Origin of the sequence: Marinifilum fragile (genome assembly GCF_963677365.1) — a bacterium.
In the GTDB taxonomy this organism is placed as follows: Bacteria; Bacteroidota; Bacteroidia; order Bacteroidales; family Marinifilaceae; genus Marinifilum; species Marinifilum fragile.
Genome location: NZ_OY781962.1, coordinates 737,254 through 763,256 on the forward strand (window position 1 = coordinate 737,254; position 26,003 = coordinate 763,256).

General features: G+C 36.1%; 18 protein-coding genes. 9 read left to right on the plus strand and 9 right to left on the minus strand.

All coding sequences use genetic code 11. The annotated features are described in order from the left end of the window. Positions 1-192: 192 nt before the first annotated feature. Together ACKPCA_RS02730 and ACKPCA_RS02735 are read right to left on the minus strand one after the other, a co-directional pair. Complete coding sequence (locus tag ACKPCA_RS02730) at positions 193-1,071, minus strand: hypothetical protein (protein ID WP_321281237.1); 879 nt, start codon at positions 1,069-1,071, stop codon at positions 193-195. A gap of 489 nt (positions 1,072-1,560) precedes the next feature. Further along, complete coding sequence (locus ACKPCA_RS02735; protein WP_321281238.1) at positions 1,561-2,508, minus strand: TRM11 family SAM-dependent methyltransferase; 948 nt, start codon at positions 2,506-2,508, stop codon at positions 1,561-1,563. Positions 2,509-3,082: 574 nt separating this feature from the next. On the opposite strand from ACKPCA_RS02735, the gene ACKPCA_RS02740 reads away from it, so the two are divergent. Together ACKPCA_RS02740 and ACKPCA_RS02745 are read left to right on the plus strand one after the other, a co-directional pair. After that, complete coding sequence (locus tag ACKPCA_RS02740) at positions 3,083-3,931, plus strand: GLPGLI family protein (protein ID WP_321281240.1); 849 nt, start codon at positions 3,083-3,085, stop codon at positions 3,929-3,931. A gap of 167 nt (positions 3,932-4,098) precedes the next feature. Next, positions 4,099-6,792, plus strand: a complete 2,694-nt coding sequence (locus ACKPCA_RS02745; RefSeq protein WP_321281242.1) for a TonB-dependent receptor — start codon at positions 4,099-4,101, stop codon at positions 6,790-6,792. A gap of 75 nt (positions 6,793-6,867) precedes the next feature. Here the strand turns inward: ACKPCA_RS02745 and ACKPCA_RS02750 are convergent, their stop codons facing one another. The 4 genes from ACKPCA_RS02750 to ACKPCA_RS02765 all read right to left on the minus strand — a co-directional run bounded on the left by ACKPCA_RS02750 (position 6,868) and on the right by ACKPCA_RS02765 (position 11,728). Next, positions 6,868-7,611, minus strand: a complete 744-nt coding sequence (locus tag ACKPCA_RS02750; protein WP_321281244.1) for a shikimate dehydrogenase family protein — start codon at positions 7,609-7,611, stop codon at positions 6,868-6,870. A gap of 29 nt (positions 7,612-7,640) precedes the next feature. Next, positions 7,641-8,576: a polyprenyl-phosphate transporter gene (locus ACKPCA_RS02755; RefSeq protein WP_321281246.1), complete on the minus strand. Its 936-nt coding sequence runs from the start codon at positions 8,574-8,576 to the stop codon at positions 7,641-7,643. A gap of 36 nt (positions 8,577-8,612) precedes the next feature. Continuing rightward, a complete protein-coding gene (locus ACKPCA_RS02760; RefSeq protein ID WP_321281248.1) occupies positions 8,613-10,019 on the minus strand; it encodes a tetratricopeptide repeat protein in 1,407 nt (468 codons plus the stop codon). Positions 10,020-10,171: 152 nt separating this feature from the next. After that, positions 10,172-11,728: a DUF4301 family protein gene (locus ACKPCA_RS02765; RefSeq protein WP_321281250.1), complete on the minus strand. Its 1,557-nt coding sequence runs from the start codon at positions 11,726-11,728 to the stop codon at positions 10,172-10,174. 238 nt (positions 11,729-11,966) lie between these two features. Here ACKPCA_RS02765 and mnmL point away from each other — a divergent pair, with 238 nt between their 5' ends. Further along, positions 11,967-12,914, plus strand: coding sequence for a tRNA modification radical SAM protein MnmL/YtqA (gene mnmL, locus ACKPCA_RS02770; RefSeq protein WP_321281252.1), 948 nt, complete (start codon positions 11,967-11,969; stop codon positions 12,912-12,914). 2 nt (positions 12,915-12,916) lie between these two features. Here mnmL and ACKPCA_RS02775 read toward each other — a convergent pair whose 3' ends face one another. Together ACKPCA_RS02775 and ACKPCA_RS02780 are read right to left on the minus strand one after the other, a co-directional pair. Next, positions 12,917-13,642 carry a tetratricopeptide repeat protein gene (locus ACKPCA_RS02775; RefSeq protein ID WP_321281253.1) on the minus strand — a complete coding sequence of 242 codons (726 nt, stop codon included), beginning with the start codon at positions 13,640-13,642 and terminating at the stop codon, positions 12,917-12,919. A 112-nt stretch (positions 13,643-13,754) separates the two neighbouring features. Next, on the minus strand, positions 13,755-15,590 hold the full coding sequence (locus tag ACKPCA_RS02780; RefSeq protein WP_321281254.1) for a YgiQ family radical SAM protein: 1,836 nt from the start codon (positions 15,588-15,590) through the stop codon (positions 13,755-13,757). A 125-nt stretch (positions 15,591-15,715) separates the two neighbouring features. Between ACKPCA_RS02780 and ACKPCA_RS02785 the strand changes: the two genes are divergently transcribed. The 3 genes from ACKPCA_RS02785 (at position 15,716) to ACKPCA_RS02795 (ending at position 19,272) form a co-directional block, all read left to right on the plus strand. After that, positions 15,716-16,555 carry a histidinol-phosphatase gene (locus ACKPCA_RS02785; protein WP_321281255.1) on the plus strand — a complete coding sequence of 280 codons (840 nt, stop codon included), beginning with the start codon at positions 15,716-15,718 and terminating at the stop codon, positions 16,553-16,555. Positions 16,556-16,761: 206 nt separating this feature from the next. Next, positions 16,762-18,567, plus strand: coding sequence for a lysophospholipid acyltransferase family protein (locus tag ACKPCA_RS02790; protein ID WP_321281257.1), 1,806 nt, complete (start codon positions 16,762-16,764; stop codon positions 18,565-18,567). A 96-nt stretch (positions 18,568-18,663) separates the two neighbouring features. After that, positions 18,664-19,272 (plus strand): LysE family translocator, encoded by a 609-nt coding sequence (locus ACKPCA_RS02795; protein WP_054719053.1) that lies wholly within the window; start codon positions 18,664-18,666, stop codon positions 19,270-19,272. 631 nt (positions 19,273-19,903) lie between these two features. Here ACKPCA_RS02795 and ACKPCA_RS02800 read toward each other — a convergent pair. Continuing rightward, positions 19,904-20,932, minus strand: coding sequence for a Smr/MutS family protein (locus ACKPCA_RS02800; protein ID WP_321281258.1), 1,029 nt, complete (start codon positions 20,930-20,932; stop codon positions 19,904-19,906). A 95-nt stretch (positions 20,933-21,027) separates the two neighbouring features. Here ACKPCA_RS02800 and ACKPCA_RS02805 point away from each other — a divergent pair, with 95 nt between their 5' ends. The 3 genes from ACKPCA_RS02805 (at position 21,028) to ACKPCA_RS02815 (ending at position 25,992) form a co-directional block, all read left to right on the plus strand. Next, positions 21,028-22,275, plus strand: coding sequence for an S-adenosylmethionine:tRNA ribosyltransferase-isomerase (locus ACKPCA_RS02805; RefSeq protein ID WP_321281259.1), 1,248 nt, complete (start codon positions 21,028-21,030; stop codon positions 22,273-22,275). 352 nt (positions 22,276-22,627) lie between these two features. Next, positions 22,628-24,511 (plus strand): OmpA family protein, encoded by a 1,884-nt coding sequence (locus tag ACKPCA_RS02810; protein WP_321281260.1) that lies wholly within the window; start codon positions 22,628-22,630, stop codon positions 24,509-24,511. A 347-nt stretch (positions 24,512-24,858) separates the two neighbouring features. Continuing rightward, positions 24,859-25,992 (plus strand): SPOR domain-containing protein, encoded by a 1,134-nt coding sequence (locus ACKPCA_RS02815; protein WP_321281261.1) that lies wholly within the window; start codon positions 24,859-24,861, stop codon positions 25,990-25,992. Positions 25,993-26,003 lie beyond the last annotated feature (11 nt).

Here is a 26,003-nt window from a genome sequence, read left to right on the forward strand (position 1 = left end):
AACGTTAAATGTATGAGTAGTAGCGGATTTTAAAGCGGTTTCGTATCAAGTTACTAAGGAGCCAAAGCTGCACCTTATCTAAATAGTCAAATCGGCAGATTTGGCGGGGTTGATTAGAACCACTACCGCCCGAATACCCACATAAACCGCTATTACTTATACATATTGTTGTGTTTTCGTGCTTTATAATATTCATCTTTTCTTAATTGAAATTCCATGCAACATTCTTGATATCCAATTACCTTTTTTCTGTTCTTCTTCCAAAATAGTCGTCACATATTCGAATCTATGCTCATAATCACCATTGCTTAATTGATAAGTCATATAACACATAGGAACATATACATTATCCATTGCAATCTTCTTCTTACGATAAAGTTCGGAGATAATTTGTATTTGTTCTAGACTTTCAATCCAAACAACAGGCTGAATATAAATCTCTCTTTTGGGAGATTCAAAGAATGTCTTGTCTATTTTCAACTTAAGCTTACTCTCAATATGATGCTTAATTTTTGAAGAATCATTTAGGTTTCTATTTTCCAAATGAATATTTACAATTTCAACAAGAAACTCTCTTTTATCAGAAACCCTCCGCATAAACAAATCCGCTCTAACACCTTTCTTAGAATAAATTTTTTCTTCAATGTTTAGCAGTGAATATTTCCCTGTTGATTTGTATGCATTCAAGGTTGCTAATTCACCAATAAAATTCAAATACCTATAATCAAAATTGGATAAAACAAACTTGACCATTTTATGTAAATGAACCAGCTCTTTATCTGATAATCTTTCGTTTAATTCAGAAAAAATTGTCTCAAAGAAATCAAACATTGGTGCTGTTTCTTTCTTTCCTTGAGTATTACCAACCAGAAAACTATAGAATGTCGTTTCTTTAATAATTTCCGATTCCCCTGATTCTTTAAGTTCACTCCTTACTTTTTGTAGATGATTTAGAAGTCCTGAATTTATTGAAGTCCATGAGATATTTTGATTACCAATCAATCTGAGTAAACTTGGCATGTACTTTTCTAAACCTTTTTTTACATCATATTTTTTAACTGGAATCGTCATTTCATTCTAACTGAGATTTAAATATCTACAATGCTGCTCTTGCATGAAACACAACATTTGTGTAAAGTGCAATGCACCATATTTTTCTTATCTGTTGTTTTGAGTAATGGTCATGAATTCAGTATGTAATAGACTATGTTGTTTCAAATGCACTTTTGTTTTTTGCAAGAGAGCATTTCTGTACAAACTGATTGATCCTATTACGATTTCCGAATTTATGAAAAGCACATTAATTAACAAAACAATCTATTGCTAAAGTTTGTGGTTTAAGTGTGATGATTATGGATGGTAAATGAATGGCAAAAGAAAAGAGGGTGTCCAAAAAGTAAGTTCAATCGAATACAATGTCATGTTGAATGAAGAGAAACATCTGTTAATCAAAGGGACAGATTCTTCGCTAAACTCAGAATGACAATAATATTGAACTTTTTGGACACCCTCTTTGAAAGTTATCTTTTAATAGCTTGTATTTTCTTCCTCTATAATGGATCAGTTCGCTTTTTCGCAAACCCAAATTCTTCTGGCGAAATTTGCTTTCTCCTTTTTGCGAACACTGCAATGATCGGTTATGCTCATGCCTGCATTGTTTACAATTTCAGAAATGTCTGTGGTAGAAACAATCACCAATCGATCGGTTAGTTTGGTTGACGACTCGATGATATGGGAGATGGTGTTCTCATCAGCATAGCTAAACAAATTGTATGGCAAATCAATAATGGCAGCATCGTACCTGTTCTCGATATCTTTAATATCCGAGCGATACACTGTTGTATCGTAGTTGAAATGAGCAAGGTTTTGGCGCGCTTGTCGGCATACCTTCCAGTTGATATCATTACCTTCAATATGGTATCCGGCAAAACAGGCTTCGAGCATAATGGTACCAACACCGCAGCAGGCATCCAACAGTTTTGTTTCCTTATTGGTTTTGGCAGCCAGGATTACCAATGCTTTGGCAATGTTAATATTGATTGAATTGCTATAGGAGAATGGTTTTTTGTTGTGTTTCTCCCAGGCAAAATCATTTTTAAGCAAGGTTCCAAAATACCAGGTTCCTTCGTGATAACAAATGGCATAAGTGATTTTTGGCTTGTAATATTCGGGCATGCCATTAATATTGTAGCCAACATCTCTTAGTTTGTCCAGACGATCCTTGTACTTGGTTTTGTCGCCATTTAAAACCACATATTCCACCTTGAAATCATCTACCGAGATCTTTTCATTTTTGATTTTCTCGATCAGTTCCAAATAATCCTCTGACTGCAGTTGAACATCAACTCTTTTTCGGATGAAAGCACTGCACGAAGGTTCTATCTTGATATCAGAAATCAATAGCTTGTCCTTTTCTTCCTGGTTGAAAAGATACTTTGATTCTAGTTTGCAAAGATCACTTTCGTGATTGTCGTAGATGTAGGTGTATATGTATTTGCTTGCTTGCATTTGTTGTCAGTAGGTTTAAATTCCTAAGAATGCCCGAAATTATTAAAACCACCTTAACTAACAAAAATCTACCCAAGTAAAGTTTAATACTAATTACACTATTAAATGAGCCCTATAAATCTAATTCCTTCTATTAGCATTCATAATGCTCAAGCCGCAAGGCTCATCCTTTTTATTCATTAAATAATTTCTTTATTAAGGAATTCATGAGCTCCCTTCGGTCGGTTCCATCGATGGAAAAGGATGCAAAAAATCTAGGGCGTGTAAGCTCAAACCACTTATACTTGAAAACTTTAAGTGCGGCGGGGTGATCTTCGAACAAGTTCTCAGCTTCCCCGTCTTTCTAAAAGTTTTCTGTGCATAAGCAGCCTGATCTTCCCATGCCCATTAAAATAGAACAAACAAAGTAGAGGGTAATTATAAAGGGATACCAAATATAAATTATACAGAGCCAAAATTACTAATTGGCTAATTAGATACTGCAATTGGTATTATTGAGATTTTTTAGATTCTAGTTTTAAACCATTTGCAAAAATGGAAGTCATAGCAGCATAACGAACATACATTGTACATCATGAAGAAATTTCTATTCGCATTTGCTTGTTTCCTTGTTTTTGGAAACAGCTTATTTGCTCAAGACTTTCAGGGTAAAGCTTACTATGAAAGTAAAACCACCATTAATATGGATTTTGGAGGAAGACAAATTCCTGAAGATCGAAAAAAGATGATTCTGGAACGTATGAAACAGATGAGCGAGAGAACCTACATCTTAAGTTTTAACAGAACCGAATCGGTATACAAACAGGAAGAAAAGTTGGAACAGCCAGGAATGGGACAGGGCCGAGGCGGCATGCGAATGGGAATGATGATGGGTGCTGGTGGTGAAGATTACTACAAGAATGTGAAGTCGGGAAAATATGCAGTATCAAAAGATTTGTTTGGAAAGATTTTTTTAGTGAACGATAGTTTGCCAAAGCTACAATGGCAAATGCAGGCAGAAACCAAAAAGATTGGCAATTACACAGCTTATAAGGCTACTGCGGTGAAACATGTGAGTGAGCCTAATATGAGGGCCTTTTTTCAGCGCGGGAGTAGAGACGAGCAAGCGGATGATAAAGAGCCTGAGGTGATTGAAAAGGAGATTGAAATTGTAGCTTGGTATTGTCCTGAGATTCCTGTGAATCAAGGTCCGGGAGAATATTGGGGATTGCCTGGTCTAATCATGGAATTGAATGATGGCAGAACCAGTATTCTATGTTCAAAAATTGTGATGAATCCGAAAGAGAAGATTGAAATCAAAGAACCTAAGAAAGGAAAAGAGGTGAGTCAGGCTGAATATGATGAGATATCGCGCAAGAAAATGAAAGAGATGCGTGAGAATTTTAGAAGCATGAGACCTGGAGGCGGAAGAGGAATGCATTAGCAGTGATCAGTAAACAATGATCAGTTATAGGAAAAAACGCTGATTTTTAGTTTCTCCCCTTTTAGGGGATTCGCGATAGCTATCGGGAGTCGACAGACAGAGGAGGGTAAGAAAGCTTAAACTAAATAACATATCAACCCACTACTTCATTTAATAAAAGGAAAATCATGAAAAAGTATTTTTTCATATTGGTATTGTTGTGTGCAAGTCTTATGACTTTTGCGCAGGAGAATGTCAATCTTAAAGGAATCGTTACGGATGATTCTGGTAAGGCCATCGAAATGGCCAATGTAATTGCAATAAATGCGGAGACGAACTTGTTGGAATCGTATTGTGTTACCAATCATAGTGGTTTGTATAAGGTGAAGTTGAAGTCAGGTTCGGTGTACAATATTAAGGTGAGTTTTATTGGCTATGCTGCTAAAGAATTCCGATACGAGGCTACTACAGAAGATGGAAGTCATGATGTTAGCATGTCGGAAGAGAACAGCATGTTGAACGAGGTTGATGTAACGTACACCATGCCTGTAATGGTGAAAGGCGATACCATTGTTTACGATACTGATTCGTTTACTGTGGGAACTGAGCGCAAACTGAAAGATGTTCTGGTTACTCTGCCAGGAGTGGAAATGAACGAGGATGGACAGATTGAAGTAGAAGGGAAGCAGGTGCAAAAAGTGATGGTGGAAGGAAAGGATTTCTTCGATGGCGATTCTAAAATTGCTGCCGATAACATTCCAGCCGATGCAGTAAGTAAGGTGGAAGTGCTAAGAAACTACAATGAAATTGGCCAAATGAGAGGCCTTACAAACGACGAGGATAATATTGCTTTGAATATTAGACTGAAGAAAGGGAAGGATAAGTTTTGGTTTGGTGAGTTCACAGCTGGTGCAGGTCCTGATGAGAAGTATTTGGCGCATCCCAAACTGTTTTATTACAGCCCTAAATTCAGTTTAAACCTGATTACCGATGCCAATAATATTGGTGAGGTTCCTTTTACCCGAAGAGACTTCATGAATTTTACGGGTGGTTTTAGAGGATTTAATCCAGGAGGAGGAAGTTCCATTAGCGTGGGAGGGAATTCTTTGGGAATTTCTACAGCTCAAAATAATCGAGCCAAGGATATCGAAACCAGATTTGAAGCTTTGAACTTTAGTTATGCGTTGAAAGATACTTGGGATATTGGTGGATTTGGAATCTATTCTTATACGGGAACATTAATGGAGACTCAGAAAATAACTACATATGAGTTGGAGGATAATCAATCGCAGGTGGAAAAAAGCATTACCAGGAACGATCAGGATGCAGAGCTGGGTTTGTTCAAATTCAATTCAGTGTACAAGCCAAATGCAAACTTTCAGTTTGATTACGACATTTTTGTGAAGCAATCTAAGGATGAAGAAGAAGAAGATGTAGAGTCGACGGTTAATGATGAATTGGATAAAATTTATCAGTTGAAACAGCAGGAACCAATTACCTTGCAACAATCTGCTAAAATCTATTATACCGCAAATGATAAGAACATATTTGCTTTCGAAGGTCAGCATTTGTATCAAAATGAGGATCCGTTTTACAATTCGATTCGTGATGAGTTTGCCTTTACAACACTATTTCCTGTAGATAATTCAGTGAGTTTGTACAATATGAATCAGGAGAAGAGAATTGTTACCAATAAGGTAGATGCAAAGCTGGATTACTATTTGGTTACCGGTGACAAGAGCAACCTGCAGTTTACGCTGGGAACTACGCAGAATCATCAGAATTACGATACGGAGATATTCCAAAAATTGGATGAAGGATCTGATTTGGAAATGGCAGGTGATGAATTTAAAAATGATGTGAAGTTCAATGTTTCTGATTTGTTTTTCGGATTTCACTACAAACTAAAAGCGGGAATGTTCACTTTTAATCCTGGGCTTACGCTTCATCAATACGAAACCAAGAGTACGCAGCATGGTAAGAAAGTAAAGGATGATTTGACTTCTGTATTGCCGGATGTTTATATCAATATGCAGTTGAAGAAATCGGAAAATTTGCGATTCAACTACAGAATTACCAGAACTTTTACCGATGTGGCGAAATATGCAGAAGCATTTGTGCTGAACAATTACAATTCGGTGTACGGTGGAAATCCTGAATTGGAAAGCGCTTTAAAGCACAATGTATCTTTGAACTTCTTTAGTTTTAACATGTTCAACTTTACACACATGTTCGCGAATATTAGCTATACCAAAAGCGTAGAAGGATTTAAGAATAATGTGATTCCGATTGGTATTAACCAGATTAGTTCAACCATTAATTCTGATTTGTCAGATGAGTCATTAAGCGCCAATGCAAGATACCAACGAACATTCAAGAATATAAAAGTATCGGCTAAAGCTAATGTTTCCTGGAGCGAATATAACAATTTGGTGAAATCTCAACCAACAAAGTCGGAGTCGTTTAATCAGAACTACACAGGTTCTGTAGGTACAAATTTTAAGAATGCTCCAAATGTTGAATTTGGATATAATTATAGCATCAATAAATATGATAGAGGAGCAACAACAAGCACCTATTATACCAAGCGTCCATTCGTAAGATTAGATATGGCTTTCCTAAAAAACTTTATTCTTACAGCAGATTACGATTTTTATTCTTATACCGATAAGAACAAGACTATAGAGAATAAGTATAGTTTTTTAGAAGCTGATTTAACCTACAGAAAGCAGGATAGCAAGTGGGAGTTTGGCATCAAAGGAAAGAACCTTTTGGATACGGATTCTTTGGATAGGAATAGTGAGAATGATTTCTCATTTACTTCGTCAACCTACTTCGTGCAACCAAGGTATTTCTTGTTTACGGTGAAGTATGACATTTAAATCAATTACGAATTTTTAATTACGAATTACGATAGAAATTAGCCCTACTCGTAATTCGTAATTTTTCATTCGTAATTATAATTCGTTCCAGATGATCCAATTCTTTTCTGCCTGTAGGTGCAGCATTTTTAATCCATTGTGCGTTTTGGCTCCTTGTTCTGCGCCTTTTTTCATAAATAGGGTTTCGGCAGGATTGTACACCAAATCGTAAAGAAAGTGTTCCTTACTTAAGTGCTGGTATGGAATGTCAGGACAAGTGTCTTCCTTTGGAAATGTGCCCAGAGGAGAGCAGTTTACGATTAACTTATAATCTTCTATGATTTCCTGTGTCAATTGCTCGTAGGTGAATTGGTTTTCTTTGGCTGATCGACTTACGAACTGGTATGCTATGCCCAAGTCCTCCAAGCCACCCGCTACGGCTTTCGATGCTCCACCCGTTCCAAGAATCAAGGCTTTTGGTCTGTTTCCTCCAATAAATTCCTTTAGTGATTCCTGAAATCCATAAATATCTGTATTGAACCCTTTCAGTTTGATTTTATCACCATTTTTAATAATCTGAACCGAGTTTACAGCACCCAATTTAGCGGCCAAAGGATCGATTTCATCCAAAAACGGAATAACCTCTTCTTTGTATGGAATGGTTACGCAAAATCCCTTAAGACGATTGTTTTCATCCAAGGTTTTAGGCAAATCCTGAATAGAAGGAAGCTCAAAATTCAGAAATTCAGCTTCGATGTTTAATTCATTAAATTTTTCTTCAAAATACTTTTTCGAGAAGGAATGTCCCAAAGGATATCCAAGAATGCCGTAGGTGTTCATTGTGGTTAATTCGATTTAATGGTTGATGTTTATTTTGATTCTTCAGGAGAATATTTTTCCATAATCCAAATTAGCAAGAATCCTGCTAGAGCTAAAATTAAGGCGAAGTACAGTTGTGAATCTTGCGCTTGCAAAGATTCAAAAGTTCCTGGTAAAATGTTTTTTTGAAGTACAGGAACCACTTCACCATGTCGGTCAATTCTTGTGGTAATGGTTTCTTTCCAGGGCCACACTTTGTTTAATGATCCAATCATGAATCCTGAAAGTAAACCGATAGTCATGTTGTGATATTTTTTAAGCAACCAACTTAATAGGTGAGAGAAGCTTAGGATACCCAAACCAGCACCTGCAGCCACTGTAGCAATTATATCAATTTTAAAACTACTCAATGCGCTTAAAATATGATTGTATGATCCCAACAAAACCAGGATAAATGCACCTGAGATTCCCGGAAGAATCATCGCACAAATTGCCAAAGCGCCAGATAGAAATAAAAACCAGTAGCTGGTTGGAGCTTCGGCTGGTGTTAATTCGACAACCATATAAGCTATAACAGTACCTATAATCATGGCAATTATGGTTCTGGCTTTCCACTCTGTAATTTTGCGGGCCACCACAATTGCCGAAGCTACAATTAGACCAAAAAAGAAAGACCAAATCAAAATGGGTTGTGTTTCCAATAAGTGCTTCACAAGTTTGGCCAATGTGTAGAAACTGAATCCAATGCCTGATAGTAAAGCCAAAAGAAAATTCCCATTAACGGCTTTCCAGAAATCCTTCAATTTAAATTGTAAAAGAAGCTTAATAGTGTTTAGATTTACCGATTTAATGGTGTTGATTAATTCTTCGTAAATTCCCGTTATAAAAGCAATGGTTCCACCCGAAACTCCAGGTACAACGTCAGCAGCTCCCATTCCCACTCCTTTTAGGGCAATAAGAACATAATCTTTAATTTTTCTAGGCATAATTGTTTTGTGCGTGAGATTAAGTGCAATATGTTTTTAAGCGGAGTAAGCCGCAATAATCTTCTTGAATTGTGAATTTTCTTCTAGTTCAGGAAACTGAATGAAGATTTCTTTCAGGTTTTCGGCATCAATATCCGTTGATTTCTTAATGTAATGCTCTGTTGCATTTAAATCACCCGAAAGCATATAATAGGCAGCCAAATTGTTTAAAAGTTCTGGCGATTCCGGATTGTATCCACAACTTTCCAAAAGAACATCAATGGCAGTTTCAAGCTTTTCGTTCTGATGATAGAATTCCGCTAAAGTTATTGAGAAGGTTGGATCATAAGGATCTAAATCAATTGCTTCGCGAAAGGCACGAACTGCTTTTTGAGGAGTTTGTGATCTTGAATAAGCCGATGCCAAAGCAAACCAATAATCAGGGTTGGCATCATCCAATTTATTAGCCTTCTCAAGATAAACCAAACTTTCATCAATTTTGTCCTGATACATTAGGATCAGTCCCATTCCAAACCATGGGTCAGGAAGTTCTTCGTTTGTTTTTATGGCCGTTTCGTAATAGTTGAGTGCTTGATCGTATTCATTCAACTTTTCGAAACATTCTCCAATATATGAATAGGTTGAAGCGTGATCATCTTCAAAATCCAAATATTCGATGTATTGTTTTATGGCCTCCTCAAATTTTCCAGAATTCGCTAGTGCATTTGCCAGGTTAAAGTAAGCCTTACTGTGCTGTGGGTTTACCGCCAAAGCAAATTCGTATGCTTCTATTGCCTTTGGGAACTTCGCCAGGCGATTGTAAACAATCCCGATGTTGTACCATGCATTATCTGAAAAAGGATTTATATCCAGAAATTTAATGTAAGTATCGATACTTTGCTCATCCAAACCAAGTTTCTCGTAGCAATATCCCAGTTCAAAAAGTACTTCAGAATCTTCTTCATTAAGTCTTAAGGCTTCCTCTAAGTAACCAATCGCCAAATCGAATTGATTTAGTTGTTCGAAAGCCATAGCAATTCTGAAAAGAAGATCTTCCCGGTTTTCATGATCTTTCGTTAAAGCTTTATCGAATTGTTTTTTGGCACTTTTGTGTTTTCCCATCAGGTTGTAGATATTGCCTTTTAAAAGCCAAATCTCCTTGTTGGAAGATTCTATTCCCTGAATTTTATTAAGGATTGCCAATGCTTCGAGATGTTGCCCACGATTGATTAATACCTGAGCTTTTTTAATTTGAATTGAGATGGCAGTAGGATGCTGCTTACAAGCAATGTTGGTAACTTTAACCGCATCGCTAAATTTATTTTTTTCGATATAATGATCTATGATGCTTTCAAATTCGTGAACATCAAAGTAGTAAAGCTTATTCGCTTTAATCATTTCTTCATATCTACTTACTATCGTAAGTACATCACCATCAAGATAGTTTTCCGTATTATCTATCATTTATCAAATTAAAATGATTACTGCATTGCAAAAGTAGGATTAATTTTAAAAATACCAAGTTGTAAGATATTAACAAATTGGGTGTTTTTATTACTAAAAATCTTGCATTGGGCTAAAAAATAAAAGGTCTTGCATTGCAAGACCTTTGTTAATTATAAGTTTCGGTGTTCTATTCGTAATAAATCGAAAATGGTTTTAACTGGATTGAAGGTAATGATAGGAACTTCAACAAATATGGTGTTCCAGTCTGACATGGCACCATTCCAAAGTCCCGGAAGTTCCATGGCTTTTAAATCTTTGCCATTGTTTGATTTTTCAGAGATGAAACCAGTTTGAGGGTCAATAAATTGGCGCAAGTCAAATTTGTTTCCTTTGTAATCCTTAGTGCCACAAATCAAATCAACAGGATTAAAGTGTGTGGCTCTTTCAAAAATATTTTTCTGTCTTACGTCTGACTTATCAATTTGAGAACCTTCAATAATCTGCAAAGAAACTGAACCATCTGTATTTCTGGCCCAGAAAGGACCTCCACCTGGTTCACCTTCATTTTTCACCATTCCACAAACACGAATTGGTCGGTTGAATTTTTCCAACAAGTACTTTTTAACCTTATCCGTATTATCTTTTTTCAATTTGGCTGGCGGTGTAGTACAAAGTTTTTCTTCCAGAAAAGTTAGCATCTCTTGAAGTGTATCTTCAGAGATCTCTTGGTCTTCTTCCAATAAATTTAAATAATCGAAAATGATTGATTGCATTTCCAACAATAGACCCGCTAAAACCTTTTTAAACTTGTAGGTTGTTTCCTTTAACCTGTCCGGAACAACATTATCGATATTTTTAACGAATATGATATCTGCCTTAAGTTCATTAAGATTTTCAATTAACGCTCCATGACCACCTGGACGAAACAGAATTGATCCATCTTCGTTGCGGAAAGGTTCATCGTTAATGTCAACTGCGATTGTATCTGTAGAAGATTTTTGTACTGAGTAGGATACATTCAAATTGCCTTGATATTTCTCTTCAAACGTATCTTTGGTTTTGTTAAAACGTTCCTGGAACAATTCTTTGTGATCTTCGGATACAGTTAAATGGATGTTGGCATTGCCAGCTTCATCTTTGGCATAGTTTAGAGCTTCAACCAAATGTTCTTCGAAGGCTGTTCTTGAATAATGCTTGTATCTGTGGAATTTTAATAATCCTTTTGGCAAGTTGCCGTAATTAAGACCTTTGCTGTTAAGAAGCATGGATAAAATTTCTTTGAATTTATTTTTATCAGCCATTTTATCCAGGTCCAAACCTTCTTCAATCATTGCATTTTTAAGATCCCCGTAAAAGGCAAAATCTTCCAAATGGTCAAAGAAATTGAACATGGTTTCAGGTCCTTTGTTGCATAGGAACTTCAGGTATTCATCTTCAGTATCCTGATATGTGTTTAGAAAATCATAAAGGATTTTAAACATTCTTGATGCTGCACCAGAGGCAGGAACAAACTTTAAAAGTTCAAGATTTTTAGAATGTGTGTTATACACTTCTTCGTAAATCTCAAGTTCTTCATCTTGAATTTTGGTAATACCGTCTTCAATGGTAGCCGGCTTTTTCAGTTTCATCTTTGGAAAACCATTTTTGAAGTTGTTAATCTGTTCTTCGATTTTTTCAACAGAAATTCCTTTAGATTGAAATTGAGATAGATCTTGTTCTGAAAACATGTTTAAAGTTTTATTAAAGTGTCCGAAGCAAGATAAAGAATACTTTCAAAAATGAAAAGTATGTAGCTTTAATAATGAAAAAAATTATGCAATACAGTCAAATTATTTTAATTGTAATGAAAAGGGGCTTGTAGCAGTCAGTATTCTATATGCCATATTAACTGGGAGGAATCAAAATATACTTGCTCAGTTTTGAATTAAAATTCTATTTGTATTTTTGTCGCAAAATAAATGATAAATGGCTGACATTACTTACCCATGGGGACATGAAGGACGTTACAATGATTTTCCTTCTTATTTCAAAAAACGATTTGCTGAAAGGATTCAAAAAGTATCAATAGATGCTGGTTTTACCTGTCCCAATCGTGATGGGAGTAAGGGTGTTGGGGGTTGTACATATTGCAATAACAATAGTTTTAATCCTGAATATTGCAGTCCGCGAAAAACAATTACAAGGCAAATTGAGGAAGGGATTGATTTTTTTAATGCCAAATACAAAACCCAGAAATACCTGGCTTATTTTCAGGCATATTCTAATACCTATGGTCATATTGATAAAATAAAAGAGCTGTATGAGGAAGCATTGGCTCATAAGAAGGTGGTAGGCTTGGTTATTGGAACCAGACCTGATTGTGTAAGTAATGAGGTGTTGGATTACTTGGAAGAGTTGGCGAAGCACCATTACATTGCAATAGAGTATGGTGTTGAATCGGCTAATGATGAGGCGTTATTGGCTATTAATCGTGGACATACCTACATTGAAGCAGAAAGAACCATTCAAAGAACAGCCAATCGTGGTATTCATATTGGTGTGCACTTGGTAAATGGCTTGCCGCATGATAGCAAAGAAGATATGTTAAGCCATGCAGTTGAATTATCGAAATTGCCTATTGAAACATTAAAATTACATCAGCTTCAAATACTTAGAAATACTCAAATGGCTAAGGAATATGAGCAAGATCCTGAGCGATTTTACATGTTTGAACTTGATGAGTATTTGGATTTTATTGTGAATGTAATTGAGAGAATAAATCCAGATGTGATGTTGGAACGATTTACCAACCAGGCACCTCCGGGATGGTTGATAGCCCCCAAATGGGGCTTAAAAAATTATCAGTTCGTAAACAAACTGAATAATCTCCTAAAAGAGAGAAATACCTGGCAGGGTAAGCTATTCGAGAGATAGATTTATTTGATCTGCTTCAGAATATCAGCTCCTTTTTTATATCCCATAGTAACTGATGTTTGAATGTCTTTTATCGCGCCATTTTTGTCACCATTCTTTAGTTTGGCAATTCCACGTGCGTAATATGCTCTGTCGAGTTTCTTATCTATTTTAATGGCTTTGTTGTAATTGTTGATGGCATCATTAAAGTTGCCTGTGCAATCAAGCGAAACTGCTTTGTTGTAATATACGCCTGAAGAATTTAAACCAATCCTTATGGAATGGTTATAATCTTCAATGGCTCCTTTATAATCTTCGATATAATATTTGCATATGCCACGGTAGTGATATGCTTTAATATTTCTGGGATTAATGGTTAAAACCTGTGTATAATCTTTAATGGCCTGCTTGTAATTTTTCTGATTCTCATAAAGAATTGCACGATTTAAATAGGCTTCTTCCTCAAATTTCTGTTTGCCGATTACAGCATTCAAATCCTTTATGGCAACCCTGTTGTTGTTAAGGTAAGAATAAGCAATGGCACGGTTAAAATATGCAGGCAAGTAGTTTTTATCTTCTTTTATAATCGTGGTAAAATACTTGACGGCTTCCTCAAACTTTTTATCTGCCAGCAATTCAATTCCTTTCTCATTTTGTCTGTCTTGTTTTGATTTTTCACAATTTGTAAACAAAAAGATGAATCCTAATAACAACAAATATTTAAAAGTCGTTTGGTAAAATGCTTTCATAAATTAAGCTTAGAGTTTGAACACCTAATGTACAATTATATAGACTAATAATAAAATATTACCCATTCAATGTCGACCAAATTATTATCAATAGTGTTTATTGTTTGTTAAACTATCTAAATAGCTTGGTGAGTAAATCTTTTTTACCCATTTTGATTAACTCTTGTTTAATTGCATCACGATATTCTTTTTTGTACCAGAATAAGAATTTTCTTTGCGACAATTTCTCTTTTTTGGTTTTGGCAGTGTAAACCTTTTTTAAAGTATAAGGATGATAGCCAGAATAATATATTACCGTTGCAACAGTCATTGGTGTAGGTGTAAAATCCTGAACCTGTTCCAATTTAAAATCCAATTCTTTGGTTTTTACTGCCAAATCAGCCATGTCGGTACCATGACTTCCAGGGTGACTAGAGATAAAATAAGGAATGAGTTGTTGGTTTGTACCTTCTTTCTTATTGATCTCATCAAAAAGAGTTTTTAGTTTGTAAAATAATTTGAATGAAGGCTTTCTCATGATTTCCAAAACTTCATCAGAAGTATGCTCTGGTGCCACTTTTAGTCTGCCGGAAACATGATTTTTGATCAATTCAACCGCATATTCCTTATTTGCTTTGTTGATGTTTTCATCTTTTGATTGATGCAACATTAAATCGTAACGAACGCCACTACCGATAAATGATTTCTTAACCCCTGGAATTTTATCCACCTTTTTGTAGATATCAAGCATTGGCTGATGATTTGTGTTTAAGTTAGGACAAACATCAGGATGGATGCACGAAGGGCGACGACAAGTTTTACAAATTGATTCAAAAATCCCTTTCATCTGATACATATTTGCAGATGGACCTCCTAAATCAGATAGGTATCCTTTGAAGTCAGGCATTTTTGTGATGTATTCAACTTCTTTTAGAATTGATTTTTCTGAACGGTTGGCAATAAATTTACCTTGATGGGCAGAAATGGTACAGAACGAGCAACCACCAAAACATCCACGATGCATATTAACCGAAAATTTGATCATTTCAAATGAAGGGATGTGTTTGTCTTTGTAGCGTGGATGAGGAAGTCTTGTGTAAGGCAAGTCGTAGATCTCATCCATTTCTTTTTCATTCATTACAGGATATGGAGGATTTACCACGATTTGCTGATCGCCAAAGTTTTGAGTTAGTTTCTTTGCCATCATGGCATTCGATTCCATCTCAATATATCTAAAGTTGCTTGCAAATTTCTTTTTATCAGCCAAACAGTCCTCATGCGAAAAAAGCTCCTGACTTTGCCATTGCTTTTTAGTGGCATACTTTTCATCTTGATTTACAATGAATGAAGTTTGAGGAATATTTGTAAGAGAATAGAAAGGCACACCTCGTTTCATTAAGCGGATAATTTCCTTTAATGGTTTTTCTCCCATTCCATACACTAGTAAATCCGCACCACTATCCATTAGGATGCTGGGTTTCAGCTGGTCTTCCCAATAATCGTAATGAGTTAATCTTCTCAGAGAAGCCTCAATTCCGCCTATCAATATTGGTGTTTCAGGATATAACTTTTTTAAGATTTGTGTATAAACAACTGTAGGTTTGTCGGGACGGAATCCATGCTTTCCACCAGGAGTATAAGCATCATCGTGACGCAGTCTTCGGTTTGCGGTGTAATGATTCACCATTGAATCCATATTACCGGCAGTTACTCCAAAAAACAATTTTGGTTGTCCTAGCTTTTTAAAATCTCTTAAATCATCACGCCAGTTGGGCTGAGGAATAATTGCGACCTTTAAGCCTTCGTGTTCAATAATTCGTCCAATTACCGAAGCACCAAATGATGGATGATCAACATATGCGTCTCCGCTAAAAAGAATTACATCTAATTCCTCCCATCCTCTCTCTTTAACCTCTTTGGCTGATGTAGGTAGCCATTGATTATATCTAGTTGTTTCTTTATTCTCCATAAGTCTTGAAATTACTGCAAAGATAGGATTATTTAAAAACATTTTAAAGAAGCATGCTCTTATTCCTAAGCTCATCTTGAAAGTTCTCCATATTGGTTTATATTTGCACAACATAAAAAGAGCTAATGAAATATTTTTCATATCATACACATTCATCCTATTGTGATGGTAAAGGAGATCCGGAAGAGTACATAAAAGAAGGAATCAACCTGGGAATGAGAGCAATTGGTTTCTCATCTCATGCACCCTTAAATGAAAATGTTCCCTGGGCAATGAAATCTTCGCGCGTAAAACCCTATTTGAATGAGATCAATCGTTTAAAGGAGGTACATAAGGATGAAATAGAAGTATACCTGTCGTTGGAGTTGGATTATATTCCTGGAATTACAAAGCCTTTTAAATCCTGGAAAGAGACTTTGGGATTGGATTATACCATTGGATCGGTGCATTTGGTGAAAGGAGATTCAAATGACGAGTTTTGGTTCTTGGATGGTCCGGACACAAATTATTCAGAAGGAATTCAGAAGCTGTTTCATGGAGATGTTGAGCAAGCAGTATCTGCTTATTTTGGCCAGGTGATAGAAATGATCGAGACCCAAAAGCCAGATGTTATTGGTCATGTTGACAAGGTGAAGATGAATAATAAGGGACGATTTTTTGAGGAAACGGAGGGATGGTATCTCAACTTGCTGAATAAAACATTGAATGCACTTGAGAAATCAGACTGTATAGTAGAGGTGAATACTCGTGGCATTTACAAAAAGAAATCTGCTAAGCTTTTTCCTGATGATTATTTTTTGAAGGAATGTTGTAAGAGGAACATTTCAGTTACAATTGGCACTGATGCACATCAACCGACAGAATTATTAAGCCATTTTGATGAGACGATAAAGAGGTTGAAACAGATAGGTTTTAAGCAAGTTAGTGTTTTTCATAAAGGAATTTGGATTAAAGAAAGTATTTAAATAGAAGAATAGAGTATCGATTTAACCAAATATGAACGGTATCATAAAAGAAATAATGCTATTTTTGCCTAATTAAGACGAAGTGTTCGATTAAAGCGAATACTAGCGAAAGGACAATCAAAACAAAAACTAAGAAAGAAAGTTAATCTTATGATTTGAATAAGATTTTTCCTTATAAAAAAGGACTTTCATGAAAATATTAATATATGAAATTAGTTGATCCGAAAGATTTGCTAAAAGCCAGTGAGAGTTTAAATTGGTTTGGTGGTGAAAGTTTTGCCAAATTTTTAATGTACATTTTGAAGTTAGACAAGCTGAACAAGCTATACTCTGATAATTGTTGTAAAGACGGAATCGAGTTTATAGATGCTTTAATTGAAGAGCTTGGAATTAAGTTTGAATTTGATGAAGAAGAATTAAAGCGAATTCCTACCGAAGGTGCCTTTATTACCATTTCGAATCATCCTTTTGGAGGGATTGATGGTATTATTTTGATAAAACTGTTGAGCCTTGTTCGACCTGATTTTAAGGCCATGGCGAACTTTTTACTGAAAAAGATAGAGCCCATTCAGGATTATTTTCTGGGAGTTAATCCTTTCGAAGATAGAAAAGGAGCAGCGTCAAGTACAGGTGGATTAAAAGAAGCACTGCGTCATTTGAGCGATGGAAAACCATTGGGGATTTTTCCGGCAGGAGAGGTTTCAACCTACCAGTCGGCAACGCATAATATTTCGGATAAACAATGGATGCCTTCCATTCTAAAATTTATAAAGAAGGCTGATGTACCTGTAATACCGATCTACTTTCAAGGAAACAACAGCTTGGTTTTCCATTTGTTGGGTATGATTCATCCAGGTTTGCGAACCGTTAAGCTTCCTTCCGAATTGTTGAATAAAAAGAATAAGGTGGTACGCATCAGAATTGGTAACCCAATCTCTCAAAAAGATCAGAAGGGTTTTGTGGATATCAATCAGTATGGAAGATTTTTGCGTGCAAAGACCTACATGTTGGGAACGCCAATTGAGGTGAAGAAGTTTTATCGCTTTAAGCGCAAAGCAAAGGTGGTTAAGGTGGAAGATGTAATTCCTCCTATTGATGGGAATGTGATTCGAAATGAGGTAGAAGGCCTGAAAGAGGAGTATTTGCTGTTTAAAAGCCGATCGTATTGTGTGTATTGTGCACCTTCATCAAAATTGCCTAATATACTCAATGAAATTGGTCGCTTGAGAGAAATCACGTTCCGTGAGGTTGGAGAGGGTACAAATCAGAGTATAGATATTGATGAGTTTGATTTGTATTATCATCAACTCTTTATTTGGGATGAAGAAAACCACAAGATTGTAGGAGCTTATCGCGTTGGAAAAGGACATGAGATCCTGCCTGGATATGGATTAAAGGGCTTCTACTTGCAGAGTCTGTTCCGAATGGGTAAGAAATTTCAGCCTATTCTTAGTCAGTCGTTGGAGCTTGGACGTTCGTTTATTGTGAAGGAATACCAAAGAAAGCCAATGCCTCTGTTCTTGCTTTGGAAAGGGATCTTGTACTTCTTACTTAAAAATCCAGAATCTCGTTATTTGATTGGTCCGGTTAGTATTAGTAATAAATACTCGAATTTGTCGAAGGATTTGATCATTAAATTTATAATGGCTAATTATTTCAATTATGAAATGGGGCAGCATATCAAATCGAGAAAGCAGTTTAAAGTTAAGATTAAGGATTTGGATGTTGATATTTTATTGGAAACGGCCAAGAATGATATCAATAAATTGGATAAGTTAATTGGTGATTTTGAAATTACCAATGACAAGTTGCCTGTGTTATTGAAGAAGTATATTTCTCTGAATGCTAAAATTGTAGGATTTAATATTGATCCAAATTTTAATGATTGTTTGGATGGATTACTTGTGTTGGATTTGTTTGATGTTCCAATGAAAGTGATTGAATCGTTATCGAAGGAAATAAACGATGATACAATTCTTCAAAGATTTTCTTCGGATGATATGGAATTTTAAGAGATTTATTCCGAACTTTGCGACTCAATTTTGTTAACTGAAAAAGACGATTAGTTGGAATTTCAATATATTTTTAAAGGGATAGTTGTGGGCTTAATGGCTTCAATACCGTTAGGACCCATTGGTGTTCTAATCATTCAAAAAACATTGCAGAAGGGAAGGTTGGCTGGTTTTATTTCAGGATCAGGAGCAGCTGTTGCTGATACTTTATTTGCCTCCATTGCAGTGTTGGGTTTAGGTTTTGTGATCAATTTTATTCAAGCTCAGGAATTTTACTTCAGATTAATTGGATCCATTTTTCTGGTTTTAGTTGGACTACGAATTTTCTTAACCAATACGGTAAAACAGTTTAAAAAATCACAATCGCCTGGTAAAAGAGGTATGTTTGGTGATTTTTTAGCCATCTTTTTTTTAACACTATCCAATCCTATTGCGGTTTTGTTTTTTGGGGCTATGTTTGCTGGAGCTTCCGTGTTTGGAAATTCCCATTCGGTAATGACTGGTCTTTATTTATTGCTAGGAGTTTTATTGGGTGGAGCACTGTGGTGGTATGCGCTATCAACCATAGTGGATCTGTTTAGAAAAAAGTTTAGACTAAAACAGATGTTTTGGATCAATAAAATATCCGGATTAATCATTGCCATTTTAGGATTCCTGGTATTTCTTTCATGTTTTGAGCCCATCAAATCATTCTTGGATTCTTAAAGGATTTAAATCTACAAATATTTACTGGAGCTTGATTGTCCTTGTGTGCGTGTTGTACTTATGGGGTGACTAAATCGTATTATCCGAAGGTTTTAAATAAAAATGATTGGCAAATCAAGCCAGTGACAATGCTTGAATCACGATTTTGGGCTCATATTGTGCAAGTCATATACTTTAATACTTCTATTTGTTGGAAAAACATGCATTGCAAATGATGCAACGGGTATTTTGCTACAAATACGGCCGTTGCAAGAGATTAAACAGGCGTATTTGTACAAAAATGGCCGTTTAAAGTATTGAAAAGCTCATATTGATGACAAAAACAAGCATTTAAAGTAAATAAACGTACATATTTGCGCAAAAATGAAGATTTATTCTCTTGCAATGCTTCTATTCGTGCAAAAACGACCATTGCAAGTGATGAAATGCTCGTATTTGTACAAAAACGGCAATTTCTTTACATTTTTCGCTCGTATTTGTGCAATTATACCATTAAAAGTCATTCAATGCTAAAATCGTTAGCAAAATCAGCATTAAAGCAAAATCATCGCTGTATTTGTTCCTTGTAGTCTGTTCTGATTCAAAAAATAAAAAAGAGTACAGCCATCTGTACTCTTCTCTTTGTATTACGCTATCTTATTGTAACCATTGTAGCTCCCCAACCATATTCTTTAAACGAAGCATCTTGTTGATAGTGCTTTTTGTATTTGCGTTTCAATTCGTCGTGTACTTTCTTCTTTAAAGTTCCGTTTCCAATTCCATGAATGAACACAATTCTTTTTCCTTTTGAATTTTGGTATTGACGCATGATTTCGTGAAACTTATTCATTTGAAATTCCAGAATGTCTGCATTCGAAAGGCCAGTAACAGAGTCAATCAAAGCATTAATGTGCAAATCGACTTCAACCAAGTCCTCTTTGCCTTTTACATTTACTTGTTGGTTTTTAGATTTGTTGTCAGATTCTTTTTCCCGAATTACTTTTTTAAATTCTTTCTGGCTCAGTTCTTCCAGTTTGTGTTCCAAATCTTCACCTGTTAATTTGTAGAGAATCACATTTTGTTGAAAATATGGAGTGTCTTTGTAGCTTGTAGATTTGTAGAACTTAACCGGTTGAATCTTAATGTTTCGTTCAAGTGGTTTTTTAATATCAGACTCGCCTGATTTGTAGAATAAAATCTGAAAGAAACAGTTAGATAGTTCATTTAATTCCTTAAGATCGTATTCGTTCAGTAGGATTTTTGATTTTGGATCAAGGTTACCAGCTGTTTGGCCTTCCATTTTATCTCCTTTTTTATCATAGAATCCATACAGAAGAATATGATTGGTATCATTGATAAGATAAAGTTCTAATGGACTCTCGGTTGGGTTATAGCCTTCACGAGGAGCAAATGCTGCATATACTTCTTCTTTCTCCACAAATAAGCTTTGTGCAGTGGGTTTAACAGTCGAACTTTCTGATGTAATATTTGTGGTTTGCTGCTGATTTGCTTGTTCGCCACCGGCTGCCTCAACAACTACAAGGTTTTTTTTAATGCTTGGAATCTCAAATTCATCTTCATCGTTCAACACCATAACCGTGTTTGCATCAATGATTTTGGTTACGATTCCTCCACCTATATCGTTTAAAAAACGGACTTTATCGCCTATATTGATTTGCATTTGATCTGATTTTTTTAATTCCCAACAAAGTTAGCTATTTTTGCCGATCAAAATGAATTGCTGCACGATTATGTGTGGCCTACAGATGAAGGAAGATGGAGATTAATACAGAAAATAAAACATTAGAGACACAACAGATTGAAATTGTAAATTTCACTTACGACTTACCTGATCATAGAATTGCAAAACATCCTTTGCAAAATAGAGATTTATCTAAATTATTGATTTATCGAAATGGTGAGATCAATGAATCTGTATTTAATCATCTTCCAGATGAAATTGAAGTGGGAACGAAAATGGTGTACAACAACACCAAGGTAATTCAGGCAAGACTAATCTTCCATAAAGAAACAGGTGCACGTGTTGAGATATTTTGTTTGGAGCCGCTGAATCCGGCAGATTACAATCTGGCTTTTCAGGCTACTCAAAAATCTACCTGGAAATGTATTGTTGGAAATTCTAAAAAATGGAAATCAGGTGTGTTAAGCATGCCTTTCTTTGTGGGTGATACGGAGTATCAATTACAGGCAGAGAGAATTCAGTTACTGGATGGTGCTCAGGAAATTCAGTTCAGTTGGAATCACGAAGAACTAAGTTTTAGCGAAGTGTTGGAACAAACCGGTAAAATTCCGATTCCTCCTTATTTGAATCGCGATACAGAAGAAGGAGATTTGATTCGATACCAAACGGTTTACTCGAAATATGAAGGTTCTGTTGCGGCTCCTACTGCTGGTTTGCATTTTACCGATAAGGTTTTTGCAGAAATGGATGCCAAAGGAATTGAACGTGAAGAGCTGACTTTGCATGTTGGCGCGGGTACGTTTAAGCCGGTAAAATCAGAGCAGATCGGAGATCATGAAATGCATACCGAGCATATTCAGGTGACTGCAGAAAGTTTAAGAAGTATTGCTGCTGCAAAAAATGGTGTGATTGCGGTAGGTACAACCTCTGTTCGAACACTGGAGAGTTTGTATTGGATGGGAGTTAAAATCCTGACAGAGGCAGAAGATCCAAAGTTATTGAAGCAATGGGAAGCTTATCAATTGCCAAAACACCATACGGTAGAAGAATCATTTCAGGCCATTTGTTCTTATATGGAAGAGAATGAAATTAGCCTGTTTAATGCAGCTACACAAATTATTATAGCTCCAGGTTACGATTTTAAGGTGATCAAAGGATTGGTTACCAATTTTCATCAACCACAAAGTACCTTGTTATTGCTAATTTCAGCATTGGTTGGTGAAGATTGGAAAAGAATCTACCAATATGCCCTTGAGAACGAATTTCGATTCTTAAGTTATGGTGATAGTTCACTATTGATGAAGAGTGAGATAGTTGGATAGTCCAAAGGTCTGGAAAGGTCTTGAAGAAGCGAGTCCAAAAGACTCAAAGGATAGCCCCGGAGGGGTGTAATCTTTATAGCCTTGGGTAAATGAGCAAAGCGAATGTAGCCCAAGGTATATGGTTCATGCATATGTCGTCGCAACTGAATACCCTTGGTTAATGAAGATCGTTTAAATGCGACGGAAGAAAATACAAATAGTAGAATGTAAAATAGTAGAAATATAAAATGGCTGGAGATACTTTCTCCCTTGACCTTTTCTCCTTATTTATTGGTATTTGATGCTTGAAGTTTGGATTTTCTGATAAAAAAGCCCTATTTTTATTTATGTTCATCCCAAACACAGTAAAAGTATGGCTACCAAAATTCAACTGACTTTGTTATTTGTATGTTTCACCTTTCTCTTGTCGGCTCAAAACCGATTTTTAAGGAGAGGAGAGAAGGCATTTGTAAAAAACCATTATGCCGAAGCAATCGCAAACTTTAAAAATGTTAAAAACAAGAATCCGGAAATTAATCGGAAGATCGCTGAGTCCTATTACTTTTTAGGTGATTACCAGGAGGCTGAAAATTATTATCAGAAGATATATGATAGTGAGAAATCTGCAGACGATTTGTTGGCCTTGTCCCATATCTACCTAAATTTAGAAAAGTATGAAGCTGCTATATTGTGTTGTGAAGGAGCTGCGATTAAAGGGGCCAATCGGATTCTTATAGACAAAAGAATCAAAGCAATTCAGGAATTGCATAAAACCGAAGATCATTCAGGGATGATTTTACGATCAATCGATCCACAACCCAAATCGAAAAGTCTGGGAGTGAGTGTGGCAGGGAATAAAATCATATATTCTAACCTGGGCAAAAAAAATGCTCGTGGCGATAAAAGCTATCAGTTGTTTTATAGTGAGTTTGCTGATCAGGAGTTTTCTGAAGTGAAGCCCTGGGCCAATCAATTGGACAATGGTGTTGATCTGGGTGCAGTTGCCGTTCGTGATGATGAGAAAACCATGTATTATACGTGCTGGTATACCAGGAAAGGCAGGCAGTATATGGAAATTGTGGAGGCAGAGTTCAAAAATGATAAATGGAAGGCAAGTTTTGTTCTGCCATTTAATGGGCGAAAGTATTCATGTGCTTATCCCTATGTTAGCAAAGATGGCAAGAGTTTGTATTTTTCTTCGGATATGCCAGGTGGATATGGAGGAATGGACATCTATGTATGTCATAAGAGAGGGAAGTTTTGGGGAACACCCATTAATCTGGGCGATGAAATCAACACCAAACATCATGAAATATACCCTTCTCTTTTAAAAGATGGAAAGTTGTGGTTTGCATCCGATGGACAAGTTGGTTATGGTCGTTTGGATTTGTTTTATGCCTCGAAAACAAAAGAAGGGAAGTGGGGAGAGGTAAAGAATGCAGGAGCGGGTTTAAATTCGTCTCTGAATGATTTTAGCATTCAGGATAGCCCTGAAGAGGGACAACTTTTATTTATTTCGGATAGAAACAATAAGGGGATTCGGGATCGAATTTATTCATTTGGTGCAGATCGAAAAATACCGGTTGAACTTTTTGTGAAAGAGGCGAGCAGCAAGGAATCCATTCCAAATGCAAAACTGGAAATCAAAAAGGTGATAAGTGATCAGGTTATTGTACCGCAACAAATCACAACAGATAAGTTTCAGTTTGATGTTTCCTGTTACGAATTGGGTAAAGGTATACTTTACGAGATAAATGCGGAAAAGCAAGGTTATGCGACAGCACATTTGAAATACTATCCAGTAGAATCTAATTTGAGTGTGGATATCTTATTAAGGAGATTGGAGAAAAATATGGGTGGAGATTTTGCCAAAGAGTTGACTCCGATTGATTACCCGGATAAACGAATAATGTTCCGTAAAATTCATTTTGATGCTGGGCAGGAGAGTTTAAATTCCGAAGCCAAGTTAACATTGACTAAAATGGCTGGATTTTGGAAGATGTATCCCGAATTGGGTGTCGTTATCAATTCGCATACCGATTCGAAAGGAGCTGCTGAATCCAATAGGATTTTATCTATGAAGAGAGCCAAAATGGCTAAGGAGTATATCGTTTCTAAAGGAGTTGATTCCAGTAAAGTAAGCTGTAATGCCTATGGAGAGCGTTTTGTGGTGAATGAATGCTGTGATGGCGTAGATTGTACGGAAGAACAACATCGACAAAATCGAAGGTTGGAGCTGTTATTTGTAATCAACTAGCCATTTCAGTTATCAGTTATCAGTTATCAGTTATCAGTTATCAGGGAATTTGGTCCCGAAAGCTTTCGGGATTGAATCTTAAAGTGAGAGATCCCTCGACTAGCTCGGGATGACTACACTTTCTCCTTTATACTTTATACTTGGTTTTTGGGATTTGAAGATTGGTATTTGAAGTTTCGAACTTGGATATTAGACTGCAACTATAGTACATTCATCAATCTGCTTTCATCCTCCATATAATTGTTCATTGTTAATGGAAAATCTTAATTGTTAATAAGTAGGAAATTATTATATTTACTACTAATATTGCGACCAGTTTATCTCTGTACCCTATACTATCTTACACTATGAGAAATATCTATTTTATCATCTGTTTTGTTTTATCGGTTGGAACAATCGGCTACTTTTCCCCAGTTTTAGATTTGAACTTTAATGTAGCATCATCTGGGAGTACTTCCTATGCGGTTGAGATTGTGAAGTATAAATATCCTGTTTATACCGATTACTTTGAAAATCTGGATGGAGTGATCGAATTGAGTAGCGAGGGGGGTGATTTTCATTATATATCCGGTGTTACGAAGTCATTGAAAGAAGCAGAGGAGTTGAGCGAGAAGATCAAAGAAATTGGATATACAGAGGCTAGGGTGGTTGATTTGTTAGAAGAATTTTCGAAAGAAGAGCTGGAGGGAGTAATTGATTTGGAACCTCAAAAAAAGGATGTTCAAAAAAAGAAAGCTGCCGAACTGGCAATATCAAAATTGACCAATGTAGAAAATGCATATTTCTATACCATTAAATTAAAAGAATCAAAAGAGATTTTAACAGCAGATCAATTTGAAGACCTTAAGCCTAAGGTTCATCAACAGGAGGGAGTATATTACTATTTGTTGGGGAAGTTTGAAGATGTGGGTAATGCAGAAAAATACCTTAACGACATGGTAAAAAGCAAGTATGCAAATGCAGAATTGCTTGTGATGAGCCAGGGAAAATTGATGAATGCCTCAAAGTCTAAAAAAGTAAAAACAGCGGATGCAGGAACTTATAATATGGGGCGCAAAATGCGTGGAAAGGAATATGTTGATTATTACTATGAGCTATCAAGCTTGAAGATTTCCAAATCACCAATTTATTATATCGAACTTGGACCATACGCCGATAAGGATAAAGCAGATGAAGCAGTTCAAAAACTTCATGATTTAGGCTTTACCAGAGCAGGAATTAAGGACCCAAGTAAAGACAAGAGAGTAATAAATCAACCTGATGCTGCAGCGGATGCTCATTATACCATTCAGATTTTTGCTGGCAAAAACAAAGTGAAAAGCTCTCGTTTTAACCTAAAAGATGTGAGCCAGTCCTATGATCAACATGATGAGTTGTATCGCTATTTTGTAGGCAACTACGATGACTACTGGGTTTGCCGTCGCGAATTGCGCGAAGTGCGCAAGAAAGGTTTTAGGGATGCGTTTATCGTTAAATTGTAACGAAGTTGCAA

Coding starts and splice junctions, on each gene's coding strand:
- ACKPCA_RS02780 (WP_321281254.1), bottom strand. CDS start 15,590: ATGGAGAATAAAGAAACAACTAGATATAATCAATGGCTACCTACATCA.
- ACKPCA_RS02810 (WP_321281260.1), top strand. CDS start 22,628: ATGGCTACCAAAATTCAACTGACTTTGTTATTTGTATGTTTCACCTTT.
- mnmL (WP_321281252.1), top strand. CDS start 11,967: ATGGCTGACATTACTTACCCATGGGGACATGAAGGACGTTACAATGAT.
- ACKPCA_RS02775 (WP_321281253.1), bottom strand. CDS start 13,642: ATGAAAGCATTTTACCAAACGACTTTTAAATATTTGTTGTTATTAGGA.
- ACKPCA_RS02755 (WP_321281246.1), bottom strand. CDS start 8,576: ATGCCTAGAAAAATTAAAGATTATGTTCTTATTGCCCTAAAAGGAGTG.
- ACKPCA_RS02800 (WP_321281258.1), bottom strand. CDS start 20,932: ATGCAAATCAATATAGGCGATAAAGTCCGTTTTTTAAACGATATAGGT.
- ACKPCA_RS02785 (WP_321281255.1), top strand. CDS start 15,716: ATGAAATATTTTTCATATCATACACATTCATCCTATTGTGATGGTAAA.
- ACKPCA_RS02805 (WP_321281259.1), top strand. CDS start 21,028: ATGGAGATTAATACAGAAAATAAAACATTAGAGACACAACAGATTGAA.
- ACKPCA_RS02760 (WP_321281248.1), bottom strand. CDS start 10,019: ATGATAGATAATACGGAAAACTATCTTGATGGTGATGTACTTACGATA.
- ACKPCA_RS02735 (WP_321281238.1), bottom strand. CDS start 2,508: ATGCAAGCAAGCAAATACATATACACCTACATCTACGACAATCACGAA.
- ACKPCA_RS02795 (WP_054719053.1), top strand. CDS start 18,664: ATGGCTTCAATACCGTTAGGACCCATTGGTGTTCTAATCATTCAAAAA.
- ACKPCA_RS02740 (WP_321281240.1), top strand. CDS start 3,083: ATGAAGAAATTTCTATTCGCATTTGCTTGTTTCCTTGTTTTTGGAAAC.
- ACKPCA_RS02790 (WP_321281257.1), top strand. CDS start 16,762: ATGAAATTAGTTGATCCGAAAGATTTGCTAAAAGCCAGTGAGAGTTTA.
- ACKPCA_RS02730 (WP_321281237.1), bottom strand. CDS start 1,071: ATGACGATTCCAGTTAAAAAATATGATGTAAAAAAAGGTTTAGAAAAG.
- ACKPCA_RS02815 (WP_321281261.1), top strand. CDS start 24,859: ATGAGAAATATCTATTTTATCATCTGTTTTGTTTTATCGGTTGGAACA.
- ACKPCA_RS02745 (WP_321281242.1), top strand. CDS start 4,099: ATGAAAAAGTATTTTTTCATATTGGTATTGTTGTGTGCAAGTCTTATG.
- ACKPCA_RS02750 (WP_321281244.1), bottom strand. CDS start 7,611: ATGAACACCTACGGCATTCTTGGATATCCTTTGGGACATTCCTTCTCG.
- ACKPCA_RS02765 (WP_321281250.1), bottom strand. CDS start 11,728: ATGTTTTCAGAACAAGATCTATCTCAATTTCAATCTAAAGGAATTTCT.